Annotated in this window: 12 protein-coding genes; 4 read left to right on the forward strand and 8 right to left on the reverse strand. The window is 66.0% G+C overall.

All coding sequences use genetic code 11. The features are described from left to right. Positions 1-146 precede the first annotated feature (146 nt). On the reverse strand, positions 147-1,580 hold the full coding sequence (locus OXM58_04980) for an aldehyde dehydrogenase family protein (protein MDE0147704.1): 1,434 nt from the start codon (positions 1,578-1,580) through the stop codon (positions 147-149). Positions 1,581-1,762: 182 nt separating this feature from the next. On the opposite strand from OXM58_04980, the gene OXM58_04985 reads away from it, so the two are divergent. Further along, the gene (locus OXM58_04985; GenBank protein MDE0147705.1) at positions 1,763-2,551 is read left to right on the forward strand and encodes an enoyl-CoA hydratase-related protein; all 789 of its coding nucleotides are present in this window, start codon (positions 1,763-1,765) and stop codon (positions 2,549-2,551) included. 65 nt (positions 2,552-2,616) lie between these two features. Beyond that, the gene (locus OXM58_04990) at positions 2,617-3,351 is read left to right on the forward strand and encodes a hypothetical protein (protein ID MDE0147706.1); all 735 of its coding nucleotides are present in this window, start codon (positions 2,617-2,619) and stop codon (positions 3,349-3,351) included. A gap of 57 nt (positions 3,352-3,408) precedes the next feature. On the opposite strand, the gene OXM58_04995 is transcribed toward OXM58_04990, so the two are convergent. The 4 genes from OXM58_04995 to OXM58_05010 all read right to left on the reverse strand — a co-directional run bounded on the left by OXM58_04995 (position 3,409) and on the right by OXM58_05010 (position 6,926). After that, entirely contained in the window at positions 3,409-3,717 is a 309-nt protein-coding gene (locus tag OXM58_04995) for a Rieske 2Fe-2S domain-containing protein (protein MDE0147707.1), read from the reverse strand. Between the two features lie 15 nt (positions 3,718-3,732). After that, complete coding sequence (locus OXM58_05000; GenBank protein ID MDE0147708.1) at positions 3,733-5,031, reverse strand: Xaa-Pro peptidase family protein; 1,299 nt, start codon at positions 5,029-5,031, stop codon at positions 3,733-3,735. Between the two features lie 79 nt (positions 5,032-5,110). Continuing rightward, positions 5,111-6,172, reverse strand: coding sequence for a fatty acid desaturase (locus OXM58_05005; protein MDE0147709.1), 1,062 nt, complete (start codon positions 6,170-6,172; stop codon positions 5,111-5,113). Continuing rightward, positions 6,162-6,926, reverse strand: a complete 765-nt coding sequence (locus tag OXM58_05010; protein MDE0147710.1) for a class II aldolase and adducin N-terminal domain-containing protein — start codon at positions 6,924-6,926, stop codon at positions 6,162-6,164. Before OXM58_05010 ends, OXM58_05005 begins: the two co-directional genes overlap by 11 nt. 125 nt (positions 6,927-7,051) lie before the next feature. Between OXM58_05010 and OXM58_05015 the strand changes: the two genes are divergently transcribed. Beyond that, the gene (locus OXM58_05015; GenBank protein ID MDE0147711.1) at positions 7,052-7,924 is read left to right on the forward strand and encodes a LysR family transcriptional regulator; all 873 of its coding nucleotides are present in this window, start codon (positions 7,052-7,054) and stop codon (positions 7,922-7,924) included. 15 nt (positions 7,925-7,939) lie between these two features. On the opposite strand, the gene OXM58_05020 is transcribed toward OXM58_05015, so the two are convergent. After that, a complete protein-coding gene (locus OXM58_05020) occupies positions 7,940-9,160 on the reverse strand; it encodes a CoA transferase (protein ID MDE0147712.1) in 1,221 nt (406 codons plus the stop codon). A 145-nt stretch (positions 9,161-9,305) separates the two neighbouring features. Here OXM58_05020 and OXM58_05025 point away from each other — a divergent pair, with 145 nt between their 5' ends. After that, positions 9,306-11,945 (forward strand): TonB-dependent receptor, encoded by a 2,640-nt coding sequence (locus tag OXM58_05025; GenBank protein MDE0147713.1) that lies wholly within the window; start codon positions 9,306-9,308, stop codon positions 11,943-11,945. A 96-nt stretch (positions 11,946-12,041) separates the two neighbouring features. Here the strand turns inward: OXM58_05025 and OXM58_05030 are convergent, their stop codons facing one another. Further along, positions 12,042-13,004, reverse strand: coding sequence for a glutathione S-transferase family protein (locus tag OXM58_05030; protein ID MDE0147714.1), 963 nt, complete (start codon positions 13,002-13,004; stop codon positions 12,042-12,044). An 857-nt stretch (positions 13,005-13,861) separates the two neighbouring features. Then, positions 13,862-14,914, reverse strand: coding sequence for a LacI family DNA-binding transcriptional regulator (locus OXM58_05035; GenBank protein MDE0147715.1), 1,053 nt, complete (start codon positions 14,912-14,914; stop codon positions 13,862-13,864). Positions 14,915-14,968 lie beyond the last annotated feature (54 nt).

A 14,968-nucleotide genomic window follows, 5' to 3' on the forward strand; every position in this document is an offset into this window, starting at 1 on the left:
GGACAGGTTGAGAATCCCCTTTCGCAGAGAAATCCTCTGAAGAGGGGGAAGGATATCCTTTATGGCTCGAAACCGTTTCGCAGAGGAATCCCTTTGGGAAGGGGAGGTTTGCGCGCTTGCGCGCCGTATGGTGCGGCGGCCGCCGGTCAGGCGGCTTCGGCGCCGAAGATGGCTTTGACCTCGAGGAATTCCTCGAAGCCGTGCTCGCCCCATTCGCGGCCGTTGCCGGACTGCTTGTAGCCGCCGAAAGCCGCCGAGAGATCGGGCATCGCGCCGTTGATATGGACGCTGCCGGTGCGCATCCGGCGTGCCACCCGGGCCGCCCGCTGCGGGTCGGCCGACGAGACGTAGCCGGACAGGCCGTAGGGCGTGTCGTTGGCGATGGCGACCGCCTCGTCCTCATCCGAGTAGCCGATGATCGACAGGACCGGCCCGAAAATCTCCTCCCGCGCGATCGTCATGTCGTTGGAGACGTTGGCGAACACGGTCGGCCGGACATAATAGCCCTTGTCCAGCCCGTCGGGCCGGCCCGGGCCGCCGGCGACCAGTTCGGCGCCTTCCTCGATCCCCTTCTCGATCAGGCCCTGGACCTTGTCGAACTGCATCGCGCTGGCGAGCGGCCCCATCGTGGTCGCCTCATCGCGCGGATCGCCGACCGCGATCTTGCCCGCCGCCGACTGCGCGGCCTCGATGGCCTCGGCCATCCGGTCCATCGGCACGAGCATCCGGGTCGGCGCGTTGCAGGACTGGCCGGTATTGCCGGCGCAGACGAACACGCCGCCCTTCACCGTCCTGGCGATATCGGCATCGTCGAGCAGGATGTTGGCCGACTTGCCGCCAAGCTCCTGGGTCACGCGCTTGACCGTGTCGGCCGCGCCCTTCGCCACGGCGACGCCGCCGCGGGTCGAGCCGGTGAAGGACATCATGTCGATATCCGGATGGGCGGACATGGCCTCGCCGACCGTCGGCCCGTCGCCGTTGACCAGGTTGAACACGCCGGCCGGCACGCCGGCCTCGTCGAGGATTTCGGCGAAGATGATGGCGTCGAGCGGCGCGATTTCGCTCGGCTTCAGCACCATGGTGCAGCCCGCGGCGAGCGCCGGCGCGACCTTGCAGGTGATCTGGTTCTGCGGCCAGTTCCACGGCGTGATCATGCCGACGACGCCGACCGGCTCGCGCCGCATCAGCGTGCTGCCCTGCATGTCCTCGAACGCGTAATTCTGGAGGACGCGGGCGGCGGTCTTGATATGCGCCAGGCCGGACCGCGCCTGGACCTTCTTCGCAAAGCCGAGCGGCGCGCCCATCTCGCTGGAGATGGCTTCGCCCAGATCGTCGAGCCGGCTCGTGTAGATCTCGACGATCCGGTTCAGCAGGTCGAGCCGTTCCTCGCGGCTGGTCTCGGCGTAGCTGTCGAAGGCGGCGCGGGCGGCGGCCACGGCCTTGTCGACATCGGCGGCCGAACCGAGGCTGATCTGACCGCACGGTTCCTCCGTCGCCGGGTCGATGACATCCAGCGTCCGGGGCTCCGCCGGATCGACCCATGCGCCGCCGATGTAGAATTTCAGATTGTTGGCCGACATGCTGCTGCTTCCTCGCGATTGATCGTGATACCGGCGTTGCGCCGTTCGCGGGGAGATATAGCGCCCGCCCTCGCGGCTTGCCAACCGCCGCCGGGCGGCCGGATCGGCGCAGGGCGAAAAGCCTGTTTCGCCGTTCCGCTTCGTGTTACCGCCGTCGCCGAAACGGCGGGGACAGATGCGGAATGACGGACGGCGGCGCCAGGATCGACTACGAGGAACGGCCCGGCCGCGCCGGGGGCGGCCGGGTGGCGCGCCTGTTCATCGACCGCGCGGCAAAGCGCAACGCTATCGGACCGGGGGTGATCGCCGGCCTGAAGGACGCCTGCGCGAAACTGGCGGCGGACGGCGAATTGCGCGCCGTCGTGCTGACGGGCGCCGGCGGCCGGACCTTCGCAGCCGGCGCCGATGTCAACACGATGTCCGGCCTGACGCCGGACAGCGCCCGCGCCTTCATCACGTCGCTGCACGAAGCCATCGACGCGGTGCGCACCCTGCCCGTGCCGGTGATCGCCGCAATCCGCGGCCATTGCCTGGGCGCCGCCGTCGAACTGGCGGCAGCCTGCGATTTTCGCGCCGGCGACACCACGGCGATCGTCGCCATGCCGGAAGTGCGGGTCGGCATCCCGAGCGTGATCGAGGCCGCGCTGCTGCCCGGCCTGGTCGGCTGGGGCGCGGCGCGGGAGATGCTGCTGACCGGCCGGGAATACGGCGCCGCGGAGGCCGCCGAAATCGGCTTTCTGCAAAAGGTAACGGCACCGCCCGACCTGGACGCCGCCGTCGACGCCTGGCTCGACGCAATCCTCGCCTGCGGCCCGGCCGCCGTGCGCACCCAGAAGGCGCTGCTCGACCGCTGGCAGGAAATGCCGCTGAGCGAAGCCGTCGCGGTCAGCATCGACGCTTTCGCCGCCTCCTTCGAAACCGACGAACCGGCGCGGATGCTGGCCCGGGCGCTCAAACCGCGAAGCGGGTGACGGCTGCCCGGCAGGGTATAATGCGGCAAGACCGAACGCCGGATCGCCCGCAAAGATCAGGACACATGCCGGAACACCGATCCGATCGAGCCCATCCCGATCGCGACCCACAAAGGACCGGAGCCGCGCTTCCGGCCGGACAGGTTGCGGCGCTGGCCGTCGCGATTCTGGTATCCGCCGGGATCGGCGGGCGCTACTGGATCCGGGGGGACTTTGACGTCGTCCATGCGCTCCTGAGCCTGTTCTTTTCCGTCAATCTGGTGGTCTGCTATTGGGAAATCTGCCTGTTTCTCCGCCGGGACTATATCGAGCGCCGCGCCCGGTATTGGCGCGACCGGCGGCGCGAGACCGGCCGGTCGCCGGTCGCCGAATTCCTTGGCGCAAGGGTACCGCTGGCAAAGTTGTTTTCGTCGACGCAATGGGCGGACGTCTGGGCGACCTATGCCCAATTTGACGGCTCCTACGCCGACCGGCGCACCTACGGCTTCAACGTGGATATTGCAAACGGCTTTGCGACGCCGGTCCCGACGCTGATCCTGTATGCCGCCTGTTCGGTCGACCTGATGCCCGCACTCGTCGCGGGAATTATCGGGGCGATGCTGTTCTGGCAATTGATCTACATGACGTCGGTCTACTGGGTCAGCTTCTTCGTAGCCGATCGGCAATCGCGGATCAGCCGGCGGGAGAAGTATATCTATATCTATGGAATGAATTGCCCCTGGGTGCTCTGCGCGCTGCTTGGATTATACGTTTCCATTCGTTTGATCGCGGACGGCGACTACAGCGTCCTGGGCCGTTGATCCGGGATTTTCCCGAACAGCGGCTGGCCGTTGCGGGGCGGCGCTTTCCCCGCTGCCCTACAACCGCACGAAGACGATGCCGCCTTCGACCTTGACCGGATAGGTCGCCAGGTCCTCGCAGACCGGCGGGGTGAGCGCCTTGCCGGTGGCGATGTCGAAGCGGCCCTGATGCAGCGGGCATTCGATGACCGTGCCGATGACGAGGCCGTCCCCGAGATGCTGCCGCTCGTGGGTGCAATAGCCGTCGGTCGCGAAAAAGCCCTTCGCGGTATTGTAGACCGCGAAGCTCCGGCTCTCGTAGTCCCAGCGGATCAGGTCCTCTTCCTCGATATCGTCCGCCGCGCAGACCTCGATCCATTCGCCCAAGGGCGGCCTCCTTCCTCAGACCTCGCAGCCGAGGAGCGAGTCCTCGTACGGATACCGGGAAAGAACGATCGGCCCGGACTCCGTGACGAGCACCTGGTCCTCCAGTTTGACCCCTTCCACCCCGCCGACCTTGCCGACATAGCTCTCGACGCAAATCACCATGCCGGCCTCGAACGCCCCGTCATAATGATCGTCATGCTCGGGCGAATGGTGGATGACCGGCCACTCGTCGCCCATGCCGACGCCGTGCGCCAGGCAGGGATAGGGCTGGTCGCCGTAGCCCGGCTCCTGGATGTAGCGGGCGGCGATGAAATCGCGGAACGACGTGCCGGCGCGCAGCAGCTGCGCGTTGTGCGTCACCTCGTTCCAGGCGAGCGTATACAGTTTTCTTTGCTCGTCGCTCGGCCTCCCGGGACCGCAGTGGAAAGCGCGGCTGACATCGGCGCCGTAGCTGAGCGGCCCGACCATCCCGCAGTCGAACACGACCAGGTCGCCGGACCGGATCGTCCGGCCCGACGCTTCCTGCTGCCACGGGTTGGTCCGCTCCCCGGAGGCGAGCAGGCGATAGTCGAGCCATTCGCCGCCATGCTCGATCGTCGCCTGCCACATCAGGGCCCAGAGCTCCTGCTCCGCGATGCCGGGGCGCAGGGCGTCGCGCATGCGGGTCATGCCGTCCTCGGCCGCCGCCAGCGCCAGATTCATGGCAAGGATTTCTTCCGGGCACTTGATCCTGCGGGCATGGGCGAGGACCGGCGCGGCATCGGCGGGAGCAAAGCCGTTTTCGATCAACGCCTGCGCGGCGCGGCGGCCGATACGGTCGACGGCGACCCGCGCACCGCCGCCGCAATGCTCTTTCAGGAGATCGCCCATCTGGGCCGCCCATTTGCGCGCCGTTTCGCGCTGCCGCGAGCCGGCGAACATGTAGGACAGAGGCAGGAGATCGTCCCGGACTTCGTCGATCGTTTCGAGCTGGCGGCCGGTGTGCCGCCCAGGCTCGCTGTCGAAGTAGACGACCGGGCCGTCGGCGGGCACGAACAGGTATCCGGCCTGGATGTGCATCTGGAACAGCGCGCAGTTGCGCACGCCGGCGGCGTAGCGGATCGACAGCGGCTCGACGAGGACGACCGCGTCCAGCCCGTGGGCGGCGATCTGTTCGCGCAGCCGGTTCTGCCGCCAGGCGCGCATCCGCGGCACGTCGAACAGCCCCTCGGTGTCCGTGGCCCGGGCCGGCGGCGTGATCCGCGCGGCCTGTTCCAGCGTGAGCGGCTGGGGCCGGGCTGCGAAGGTCTTCCGATAGTCCGCGGCCTCGTTCATCGGTGCACCGTGTGCCGCCTGCAGGGGGCCTGGGAAAACGTTGCCGGCTTCCCGGCCGGTTCGACGAAAGGCGTATCCATCACATGGTCCGGTGCGCGACGCGCTCGAAGGCGCCGCCTTCGGTGATCATGTGCGGCGCCTGGCGGATCGATGGCGTGCCGGTCGACAGGCCGAGGCTGCGCCGGACGACGACGACGAACACCGCCCAATTCGTGCGGAAAAATCCGGGATCGGGCGCCGGCACCTGCGCGGCGACTGCCCGGCTCAAGGCCGGCAGGGCGAAGAAAGGCACCTGGGGATAAAGATGGTGCTCCACATGCCAGTTCATGTTCGCGTAGAGGAACCGGCCGAGCCGGTTTGTCCGGAACGAGCGCGTGCTCTCGAGGATGGACGGCGAGTTTTCCTGCATCTCGACATGCTGGATCAGCGTGAACAGCATCATGACCGGCATGCCCAGCAGGCGCGGCAGGACCAGGAACCAGAGCAGCCAAGAGCCTCCGAGCGCCACGAGCAGGGCGGCGCCGGCATAAACGGCGAGAAAGATGCGCGCGTTGCGCGTCATCTTCGGCAGCTCGCCCGCTGGCGTCACCATGCGCATGACGCCGGTGTAGCGGCCGGCCGCCAGGCGCAGCAGGACCGTCGCCTGGTAGCGCAGCAATGCCAGCCCCGAGGCCTCCAGCAGCCAGCCGCCGAACGTCATCGGCGTGTCGAACGGCATCTGGCTGTCCTTGCCGACATGCCAGGTGTGGGTGTGGTGATTGGTGTGGGTGTAGCGCCGGTGCAGCGGCTCCTCCATGTAGAGCAGCGACGTGATCCAGAGGACCGCTTCGTTCAGCCGGCGACTGCGGAAGGCGGTGCCGTGCGCGGTTTCGTGGCTGATTGCGTAGGCCGGAACGGTCAGCAGCACGCCGTGGACGAACATCGCCGGCCACAGCCAGGCCGTGCCGACGGACAGCCAGACCAGGCAGCCGGTTGCCAGCAACCCGCAGCCCCATTGCGCGAGATAGACCAGGCCGGGACGGTCGGACCGCTGCGCGAGCGCCTTCAGGGCCTTGCGGTCGAGCGTCACGCCGCTGGATGCCGCGTTGGTCGGGGCTGCCTCGGCCGGCGCGCCGTCGGGCAAAGCGCCTTCAGTCGGCATAGTCGGAGCCTTCCGCGTCGAGGATGGCCCTGATTTCGGCGAAATGCCGTTCGGCCTGGCCCGGATACCCTTCGATTTCGGAGGCGGTCCTTTCCGCAATGTCGGCGGGCATCACCCGCAGCGACCTGCCGGTCTGCAGGGCGCGGATATAGGTCGCCGCCGCACGCTCGAAATGGTAGAGCCGGTTGAAGGCATCGGCCACGCCGTCACCAATGACGAGCAGGCCATGGTTGCCCATCACCATGACCCGGACGTTCGGGTCGGAAAGCATGCTGGCGCAGCGTTCGCCCTCGGCCTCGAAGGCGAGGCCGGCAAAGTCTTCATCGACGATCATCCGGTTGTAGAAGGTCGCCGTATTCTGGTCGATCGGCGGCAGCCTGCTGTCTTCCAGGCTCGCCAGCACCGTCGCGAAGACGGAGTGAACGTGCATGACGCAACGGGCGTGCGGGCAGCGGCGATGCAACGACCCGTGCAGTCCCCATGCCGTCGGGTCCGGGGCGCCCGGCCGGGACAGCGTAACGGGATCGTTCGCATCCAGCTCCAGCAGGTCCGACGCCCGGATCCGGCTGAAATGCCTTTGGTTCGGGTTCATCAGGAAGCGGGTGCCCGCCGGGTTAACCGCCAGGCTGAAATGGTTGGCGACCGCTTCGTGCAAATTGAGACGCGCAGCCCAGCGGAAGGCGGCGGCCAGATCGGCCCGGGCCTTCCGGTGGTCAAGCTTCGGCCGGCCCGAAAACAACAAATGGACACTCATCGCAATCCGCCTCCAGACGAGCCTCCGCGGAGACTGCGCGGCCCCGCCCCGATTGACAAACAACAGATATTGGGACGTAACATTAATAATTCTAATGTTTCGATTTTGCATAAGGGGCGACCGGCATGGCGAGCCTCCCTCCCCTCACCTGGCTGCGCGCCTTCGAGGCGGCGGCGCGGCATCTCTCCTTCACCCAGGCGGCGGCGGAACTGAATCTCACCCAGTCGGCGGTATCCCAGCATGTCCGGAGCCTGGAGGCTGCGCTCGGGCTCGGCCTGTTCGTCCGCAAGACCCGTGCGCTCCAGTTGACCGAGGCCGGATCGAACTACCTGCCGATCGTACAGGACGCCTTCGAAATCCTGGGCAGCGGCACCCGTGCGCTGACCGGCGGGGACCGGGGCCGGCGCCTGATGGTGACCTGCAATCTCGCCTTCTCGACCTTCTGGCTCGCGCCGCGGCTCGGCGGCCTGCTGGCGGCCCATCCCTGGCTGTCGCTCAACCTGTCGACGCCGATCTGGGACCCGTTGCACGGGGAAGGCGTTCCGGAGGTGGAAATCCGCTTCGGCCGCGCCGCGCTGATGCCCGGAACGGCGGAACGGCTGGCGGTCGAGCGCGCCTACCCGGTCTGCGCGCCCGGCGCGAGGCCGGAAATGTGCCGCTGGGAAACCGCGCCGCTCTTCGATACCGTCGGCGTGACGACGAACTGGGAGGCCTGGCTCTCCAGCCAGGGTCTCAGCCTCCCGCGGGACCGGAGCGTCACCCTCGCCTCGACCTATGTCGTCGCGATGACCGCGGCCCTGACCGGCGGCGGCCTCGCCATCACGCACGATTCGCTGGCGCAGGACCTGCTGGCGGACGGGCGGCTCGAGCGGCCGTACGCGCACAGCGTGGAATTGCCGGAGGGCTATTTCCTGCTCGCCGCACCGAAACACGAGGAAACGCCGGCGGCGCGCACTTTTGTCGACTGGATCGGGAAGGAGTTCGCGTCCGCCGGTTGACCGTCCCGTTCCCGGTCAGGAAGAAGCCGGCGCTCCAGCGACCTCTATGGCGCCCGATTCGCGGAGCGCTTCGATCTCCAGGCCGGAAAATCCGAATTCGGCCAGCACCGCATCGGTGTCCGCGCCGATGGCCGACGCCGCGCCGCTTATGTCCGGCCCGTCCTCGTTCGCCACGAAGGCGCCGCCGATGGTGCGCGGGGCCGCGGGGTCGTCGGCAGGATCGTCCCGGAATACGGCGCGGTGGGCCATCTGGTCCAGCGCCGCAACGGCCTTGGCGTCGAGCACGCAGGAGGCCGACTGTCCGGCCTCGCGCAGCCGGGCCTCCCAGTCCTTCATCGGACGCTTGCGGAAGGCGTCGTAAACCAGGTCCGCAATCTCCTGCGAACGCGGGGCGGCCGGGTTCTCGGGATCGAAATCGTCCCACAGGTCGGGATCGAGACCAGCCAGTTCGAGGATGATGCGGCCCTGGGCGCGCGTCACCGCACTCACCGCGATGTAGCCGTCGCTGCACGGGAAGGCGTCTGCCGTCAGGACCGCGGCGGTCGAGCGGTTGCCGATCAGGCCGCCGCCGCTGCCGTCGGTGAAGACCCTTGAGAAGACCGAGAGCTGCATCAGGATGGCGGCGTCGATCATGGCGAGGTCGATATACTGGCCGCGGCCGGTCTGCGCCCGGCGGAACAGGCCGGCGGCAACGGCATAGGCGGCGAGGAAGGCGCTCGGCACGTCGACCGGCAGGAAGCCGGCGCGGGTCGGCCCGGTCTCCGGATGGCCGTTGTTCGACATCATGCCGGAGATCGCCTGGATCGTGCCGTCATAGGCCGGTTCGCCGGCCAGCGGCCCGGTCTGGCCGTAGCCGGAAATCGAACAGTAGACGATATCCGGGCGCACCTTGCGCACAGCATCGTAGTCCAGGCCGAGGCGCGCCATGACGCCGGGCCGGAAATTCTCCAGCAGTATGTCGCAGGCGGCGGCGATCCTCAGGATCGCATCGCGGCCGGCCGGGTTCTTCAGGTCGATCGCTATCGAGCGCTTGCCCCGGTTGACCAGCTCGTAGGCCGCCGAATCGGCGTCCGGCGGCTGGGAGCCCGTCTTGAAGATCTTGCGCAGCTGGTCGCCCTGCGCCGGTTCGACCTTGATGACTTCCGCTCCCTGGTTGCCCAGCAACTGCGCCGCGTAGGGCCCGGCGACGACCTGGGTGAAATCGAGAATGCGGATGCTGTCGAAGGCCTGGGGCAAGGGGCTCCCCCTGTCGTTGCGAGCCGGATGCGCTACGCCGCCTATAACAAATTCCTTGCATGCATATAACGATTTACAGGGTTGTTTCGATCCTGCCGGATGTCCACGATGCATGCCATTCTCATCCGTTTTGGGGAAATTCGATATGCGCCGTGTATCGAAACTTGAGGATCGTGCCCGGATTTCACAGCGCCGGCAAATTTCCCGCCGCCCGGCTGCCCGGTGGTGCCTGGCGGCGGTGCTGGTCGCCGCCGCGCCCGCGGCCGCCGCTTCGGCCGAGCCCAAGGCGGCGGACGAGCGGACATCCGTGGCCAGCCACATTCCGGGTTCGGTCGGCGGCGTGCGGCCGGTCCATGTCATAACCCGGCAAGAGATCGAACGGTCCGGCGCGTCGACTATCGCGGATCTGGTGTCGAACCTAAACGATTACAACAATTTCGGCATATATCGGTCCCTGTTGGGCGGCGCTGCGTTCATGGTTGACGGTCGCCCCACTTCAGGTCTGAGCGCGCTGCCGCTTCAGGCCGTTGAACGCATCGAAATCCTGAGCGACAGCGCCGGAGCGCTCTATCCCGACAACCCGGGCGGCGCGATCAACATCGTACTGCGCCACGGCTTCGAGGGCGCAACGGCCTGGGCCGCCACCGAACGCCCGGCCCGGCCGGGCAGCGAAATCGAGAATGTCGGCGCCATGTGGGGCGGCAAGATCGGCCGCGGCCGATTGACGATCGGCGTCGACGGTTTCCGGCAAGCCGAGATCCGCAACAAAGACCGGCCCTACACCGCCGCTTCCTGGACCGATGGAGGGTCGTTCGCTGGCGTCTCCGGCGTCAGCGTGGGCGGCAATACGATATTCGTCACCGACGGCAACGGGACAAACACCACTGCGGACGATGTGACGGTGGCGCGTCCGTTGGGCGAGTGTTCGGGCAGCAGCTATACCGGGTTCCTGTCCAACCCCAACAGCATAACGGGTACCGGCTGCGGCTTTGCCTGGGCCGATATCGCCTGGATCGACGATCACCCGCGCCTCGAACGCTACAGCTTGTTCGCCAATTTCGACCACCCGCTCAGAAAGGGCGCGACTTTCTATGCCGCGGCCCGGTTCTCCCAGGGCAAAACGAAGTTCCGCTACGCGCCGCTCACCGGCCCGTTCACCTTCGATTTTTCCAATAATCCGAATCAGGCACTGCTGGATTTCAGGACCCGGCTGCTCTCAAGCGACCTCGATCTTCCCGGCGACTTTATCGTGAATGAGGTTACGAAGGTGACCCTCAATCACCGCTTCACCGCCCACGGCAACCGGGAATGGCATACCGATCTGCTCGAATACGACTTGGCGACGGGCGTGCGCGGACGCCTCGGAGCGGGAATCGGCTACGACATGCATGTGCGCAGCCATCGCGTTTCTTCCCTGCAACGTAGCGGCACCTTCGTGAGCGAGCGCCTGATTCGGCAGGCCATCATCGACGGAAGTTACAATCTCGAAGACCCGCTCAATCCCCCGTCCGACCCGGTCGCCGCCGCAGCGCACCGGGAGGCCGTCCGCAATAGCGCCGTCCGGCAGAAGTACAGCACGGATACGTCGCTCCGGGGGGCGCGGCTCGTTCTGGACGGTCCTGGGGGCCCGCTCCCCGGCGGTCCCTTGCGCTGGGCTGCCGGCTTGGAAGTCGACCATCGGGAGGAGCGCACGAACCAAATTTTCCGCAGCAACAGCGGGACCCATGATGTGAGCGACGTGATCGGCCAAGGCGGCGCGTCCTATTCCGGCGAGCGGTTGCGCTGGTCGGCGTTCGGCGAGTTGCGGCTGCCGCTGCACCAGGACTGGACGGTCGCGCTCGCCGTGCGCCACGACCGCCACGACGATGTCGGCCCGACCTGGTCGTACCAGGCCGCCACCGTCTGGCGCCTGCACAAAGTCCTATCGCTGCGCGGGTCCTGGGAAACCGGCCGGAGCCCGGCAACGCTCCAAAGCCTGCACAGCCCGCCTTCGGGGGGCTTTCCGAGAGTCTGCGATACCAAGACGCATACCGGCCCGCTGGCGGATTGTCCGCGCCCCCAGATCGAAGCAACTTACGTCAGCAATCCGGAACTAGAACCCCACAAAACGCAGGTCTACACGATCGGCGCGAAGGCGACCCTGGGCAGATTATCCGTCTCCGCCGACTGGTTCCGGATCGAGAATTCTGAAACGCCGGGCCGGCTGTCATCCCAGAAGATCGTCGATATCGACGCCACGGGCGGATCGCTGCCGTCAGGCGCCGCGGTGATCCGCGAGGGCAATCTGCTCAGGAGGGTCGTCAATCCGTTGGTCAACAGCGGCGAATCCGAAACTTCCGGCGTGAACGTCCGGGCCGGCGCCAGATGGAAATTCGGCGAACTCGATACCGGCTTCGACCTGCGCTGGCTTCATGTGCTCGATGACGAGGCCAGGGTCGACGGCATCGAGCAGCCCGGCGACTTTCCGCGCAACCGCATCCACGCCACCCTCAGCGCGGGCCCGGGCTTGCGCGGGCGCGGCTGGATCGTCGATTGGCACACTCGCGCGATCTCCGAATACTCGAATATCGACAACAGCGGCCGCTTCAAGACGTGGATCGCCCACGATGTCGGGCTGGACTGGCGCAATGTTTTCGGCGTGAAAGACCTGACGCTGCGCGGCGGCGTGTTCAACCTGGGCGACGCAGGGCCGCCCACCGACACGTCGAACCCGCAAAACAGGGAGGACCGCTACGACGCGGTCCGCGGCCGCACCTTCTACCTGTCGCTCAAGGCGAAGTGGTAGCGGCCCGCCGCGCGTCCACGCCGCCGAGGCGCGGCGACCTCGAGGCTTCGGCCGGAAAACTTCAGGGGGCGGTAGCGCCGGGCGCGTGCCCGCCGGTCAGCCGAAACGGCCGCGGTCGTGAGGGCCCATCAGGTCGAGGGCCGGCCCCCTGGGCACGATGCCGGTCGGGTTGATGCGCAGCTGGCTGCCGTAATAGTGCCGCTTGATGTGGTCCATGTTCACCGTTTCGGCGATGCCGGGCTGCTGATAGAGATCGCGCAGGTAGTTGCCCAGGTTGGGATAGTCCGCGATCCGGCGCTTGTTGCACTTGAAATGGCCGACATAGACGGCGTCGAAGCGCACCAGGGTCGGGAAGAGCCGCCAGTCCGCCTCGGTGAGGCGGTTGCCGACCAGGTAGCGCTGCCTGTCGAGGCGCGCTTCCAGTTCGTCCAGGGTCGCAAACAGGGCCTCGAATGCCTCCTCGTAGGCCTGTTGCGTCGTGGCGAATCCGGTCCTGTAGACGCCGTTGTTGACATTCTCGTAGATCGGCTCGTTCACGGCGTCGATCTCGCGCCGCAGGTGCGGCGGATAGAAGTCCGGCTCGCTGTCGCCCCATTCGTTGAACGCCGTGTTGAGCATGCGGAGAATTTCGGGCGATTCGTTGTTGACGATGGTCGCTTCCTTCCTGTCCCACAGAACGGGGACGGAAACCCGGCCGGTATAGTCGTCCTTCGCCTTCTTGTAGATGTCGCGCAGATAGCGCGCGCCGTTGACGCTGTCGGGGATGCAGCCCGGTCCGTCGCTGAAATGCCAGCCCTCGTCGCTCAAATGCGGATCGACCACCGAGACCGAGATCGCCGATTCCAGCTTGCGCAGCCTGCGCAGGATCATCGTCCGGTGCGCCCAGGGGCAGGCGTGCGCCACATAAAGGTGATAGCGGCCGGGCTCGGCCCTGAACGGCGACGGTCCTTCGGCGGTGACGAAGTCGCGGAACGCGGTGACCGCGCGCCGGTAGTGCCCGTCGTCCGAGCCGGCGAGCCGGTCTTCCCTGTGCCATTCGCCGTCAATCATCAAACCCATAGCCTGTCCTCCCGATTCCGGCCGGCCGCCCCGGCCTATGGCCAGCGAAAAGGGATACATGGCGCAAACGGCAACAGCGCGGCAACCCCCTCGGTCCGGTGAGCCTCGCTGCCCGTTTTCGCCGGCGGGCGTGCCGCACCTGCCGCGCCGCAAGATCGGACGCGCCCGCTTGCCGGGGGCTTGCCGCCGATTGACGAATGCAATTCGGCCGCCGGAGACGGCGGCACTGTTGAGCGCCCCGATATGGCGCCGGCGATTCAGGAGTCCAACGCTGCCAAGACCGTGTTGCGATCGGGAACGGTCGCGCCAGCTGTGGCGGTCATTTCCTGAAATCCGGCGAATTAAATCGGTTATATGACCTGCGCATCGGGCGTCCGCCGAAGGCGATGCTAACCGGCCAAAGGGTTCAAACTCACGGCAATCCCTTTGTTCGACCGCGCTTTTCGACGATACCTCGGTCCGGAGAGCGCTGTTTTCCGGAATTGTCCGGCAATCGCCGGCGCACCGGACGGAGCGCGTCGGACAAATTCAACAACGAACAACGGAAACGCAATTTATTGCGGACGGAAATCCGACGAGGAAGATCGTAATACGATTTATACGAGCGACAAGTTCAAACAGACTTCGCAAATCTGTTTGTTTCTTCGTGTTTGCAAAACGAAAAAGTCCTGCAGTTACGACCGGGAAAAATTGGAGTCATACGCCGAGCAGTTTTCTTCGGATTCTTCGGGATAGAACGATGGCACTGGAAAGCCGCCAGGATGCGGCCAAACCGGATACGTCCCGATCGAACAAATTATCCGGACACTGCGCAGGATTTGAGAATTTTTCGATGCCGGCCAGCCCCGCGCCGGCCGTCAGTTACGCTCGCGGACCGGACCGGCCTGAAGAGCGGTGTCATTGGAAACCGAGCAGGTTTCCCGGACGACAAGTTCGGACGGGAGGACATGCCGTTGCAGCGGCGCATCGGGATTGGCCACCCGCTCCAAAAGAACCGCGGCTGCCGTCCGGCCCATCTCATCGCGCAATACCGCGGTCGAGCTGAGCGAAGGCGAGACGAAGCCGGCTTCTTCAATGTCTTCATGGCCGATAAGCGCGAAATCGGTACCCGGATGCAAACCTTCGTGCCGGAGGCCGGATATGAAGCCGAGCGCCAGTGAGTCGTTGTAGCAGATTGCAGCGGTCGGCCTCGGGGCCAGTTCAGCGACCCAGCGTGCGGCGGCAAAACCGGCCGGCCGCGTGGGCGCACACGCCCGGACCAGCGCGTCGTCGAAAGCGATGGCGGCTTCGCCAAGCGCTTCCTTGTAGCCCTCCAGCCTTGCGGCGAAACAGCTGACGCTCGGATCGCCGCCGACCAGGGCAATCCGGCGGTGCCCGCAACCGAGAAGCCGCTTTGCCGCCAGGTTCGCGGCCTGACGGTCGTCGTTGACGACATAATCCGCGTTCACGTCGAACACCGCCCTCGATACGAAGACCAGGGGCGGCAACAAGGCCTTTTGTGAAAGTATATCCTCTGCGGTCGAGCCGATTGCCGGCGAAATAATCACGCCATCGGCATTATATTCTGCCATGGATCTTAGAAATTCGGTCTGTCTTTGAACGGATTCATTGCTATTGCACAAGAATATCGTTCGTCCTGCTTTCGACAGTTCTTCCTCGATAGATGCCAGAAGAGTGCTGCAAAACGGATCGGAAATATTGTTCAGGACGACGCCGACTGTATGGGTTTTTGCGGTTCGCAGGCCGGCAGCGCTACGCTGGTAGATATATCCCGATTCCTTCAGAGCGACCGCCACTCTCTCCCGGGTTTTTTGTGAGATTTTCGGGCTGCCGCGCATGGCAAGCGACACAGTTGCAGTTGAAACCCCCAGCTGTTCGGCAATTTGGCTTAGTGTCGGCCTGGACATCATGTCTGCTCCCGGTCAAAAGGAGCCCCGTGGCGCTTCCGCATCGCTTGTAAGCGT

This window comes from Rhodospirillaceae bacterium (assembly GCA_028819475.1).
Classification (GTDB): Bacteria; Pseudomonadota; Alphaproteobacteria; order Bin65; family Bin65; genus Bin65.

Bases quoted from the DNA above. Each gene is read 5' to 3' on its own strand.
- OXM58_04980 (MDE0147704.1), bottom strand. From the start codon at position 1,580: ATGTCGGCCAACAATCTGAAATTCTACATCGGCGGCGCATGGGTCGAT.
- OXM58_04985 (MDE0147705.1), top strand. From the start codon at position 1,763: ATGACGGACGGCGGCGCCAGGATCGACTACGAGGAACGGCCCGGCCGC.
- OXM58_04990 (MDE0147706.1), top strand. From the start codon at position 2,617: ATGCCGGAACACCGATCCGATCGAGCCCATCCCGATCGCGACCCACAA.
- OXM58_05000 (MDE0147708.1), bottom strand. From the start codon at position 5,031: ATGAACGAGGCCGCGGACTATCGGAAGACCTTCGCAGCCCGGCCCCAG.
- OXM58_05005 (MDE0147709.1), bottom strand. From the start codon at position 6,172: ATGCCGACTGAAGGCGCTTTGCCCGACGGCGCGCCGGCCGAGGCAGCC.
- OXM58_05010 (MDE0147710.1), bottom strand. From the start codon at position 6,926: ATGAGTGTCCATTTGTTGTTTTCGGGCCGGCCGAAGCTTGACCACCGG.
- OXM58_05015 (MDE0147711.1), top strand. From the start codon at position 7,052: ATGGCGAGCCTCCCTCCCCTCACCTGGCTGCGCGCCTTCGAGGCGGCG.
- OXM58_05025 (MDE0147713.1), top strand. From the start codon at position 9,306: ATGCGCCGTGTATCGAAACTTGAGGATCGTGCCCGGATTTCACAGCGC.
- OXM58_05030 (MDE0147714.1), bottom strand. From the start codon at position 13,004: ATGGGTTTGATGATTGACGGCGAATGGCACAGGGAAGACCGGCTCGCC.
- OXM58_05035 (MDE0147715.1), bottom strand. From the start codon at position 14,914: ATGATGTCCAGGCCGACACTAAGCCAAATTGCCGAACAGCTGGGGGTT.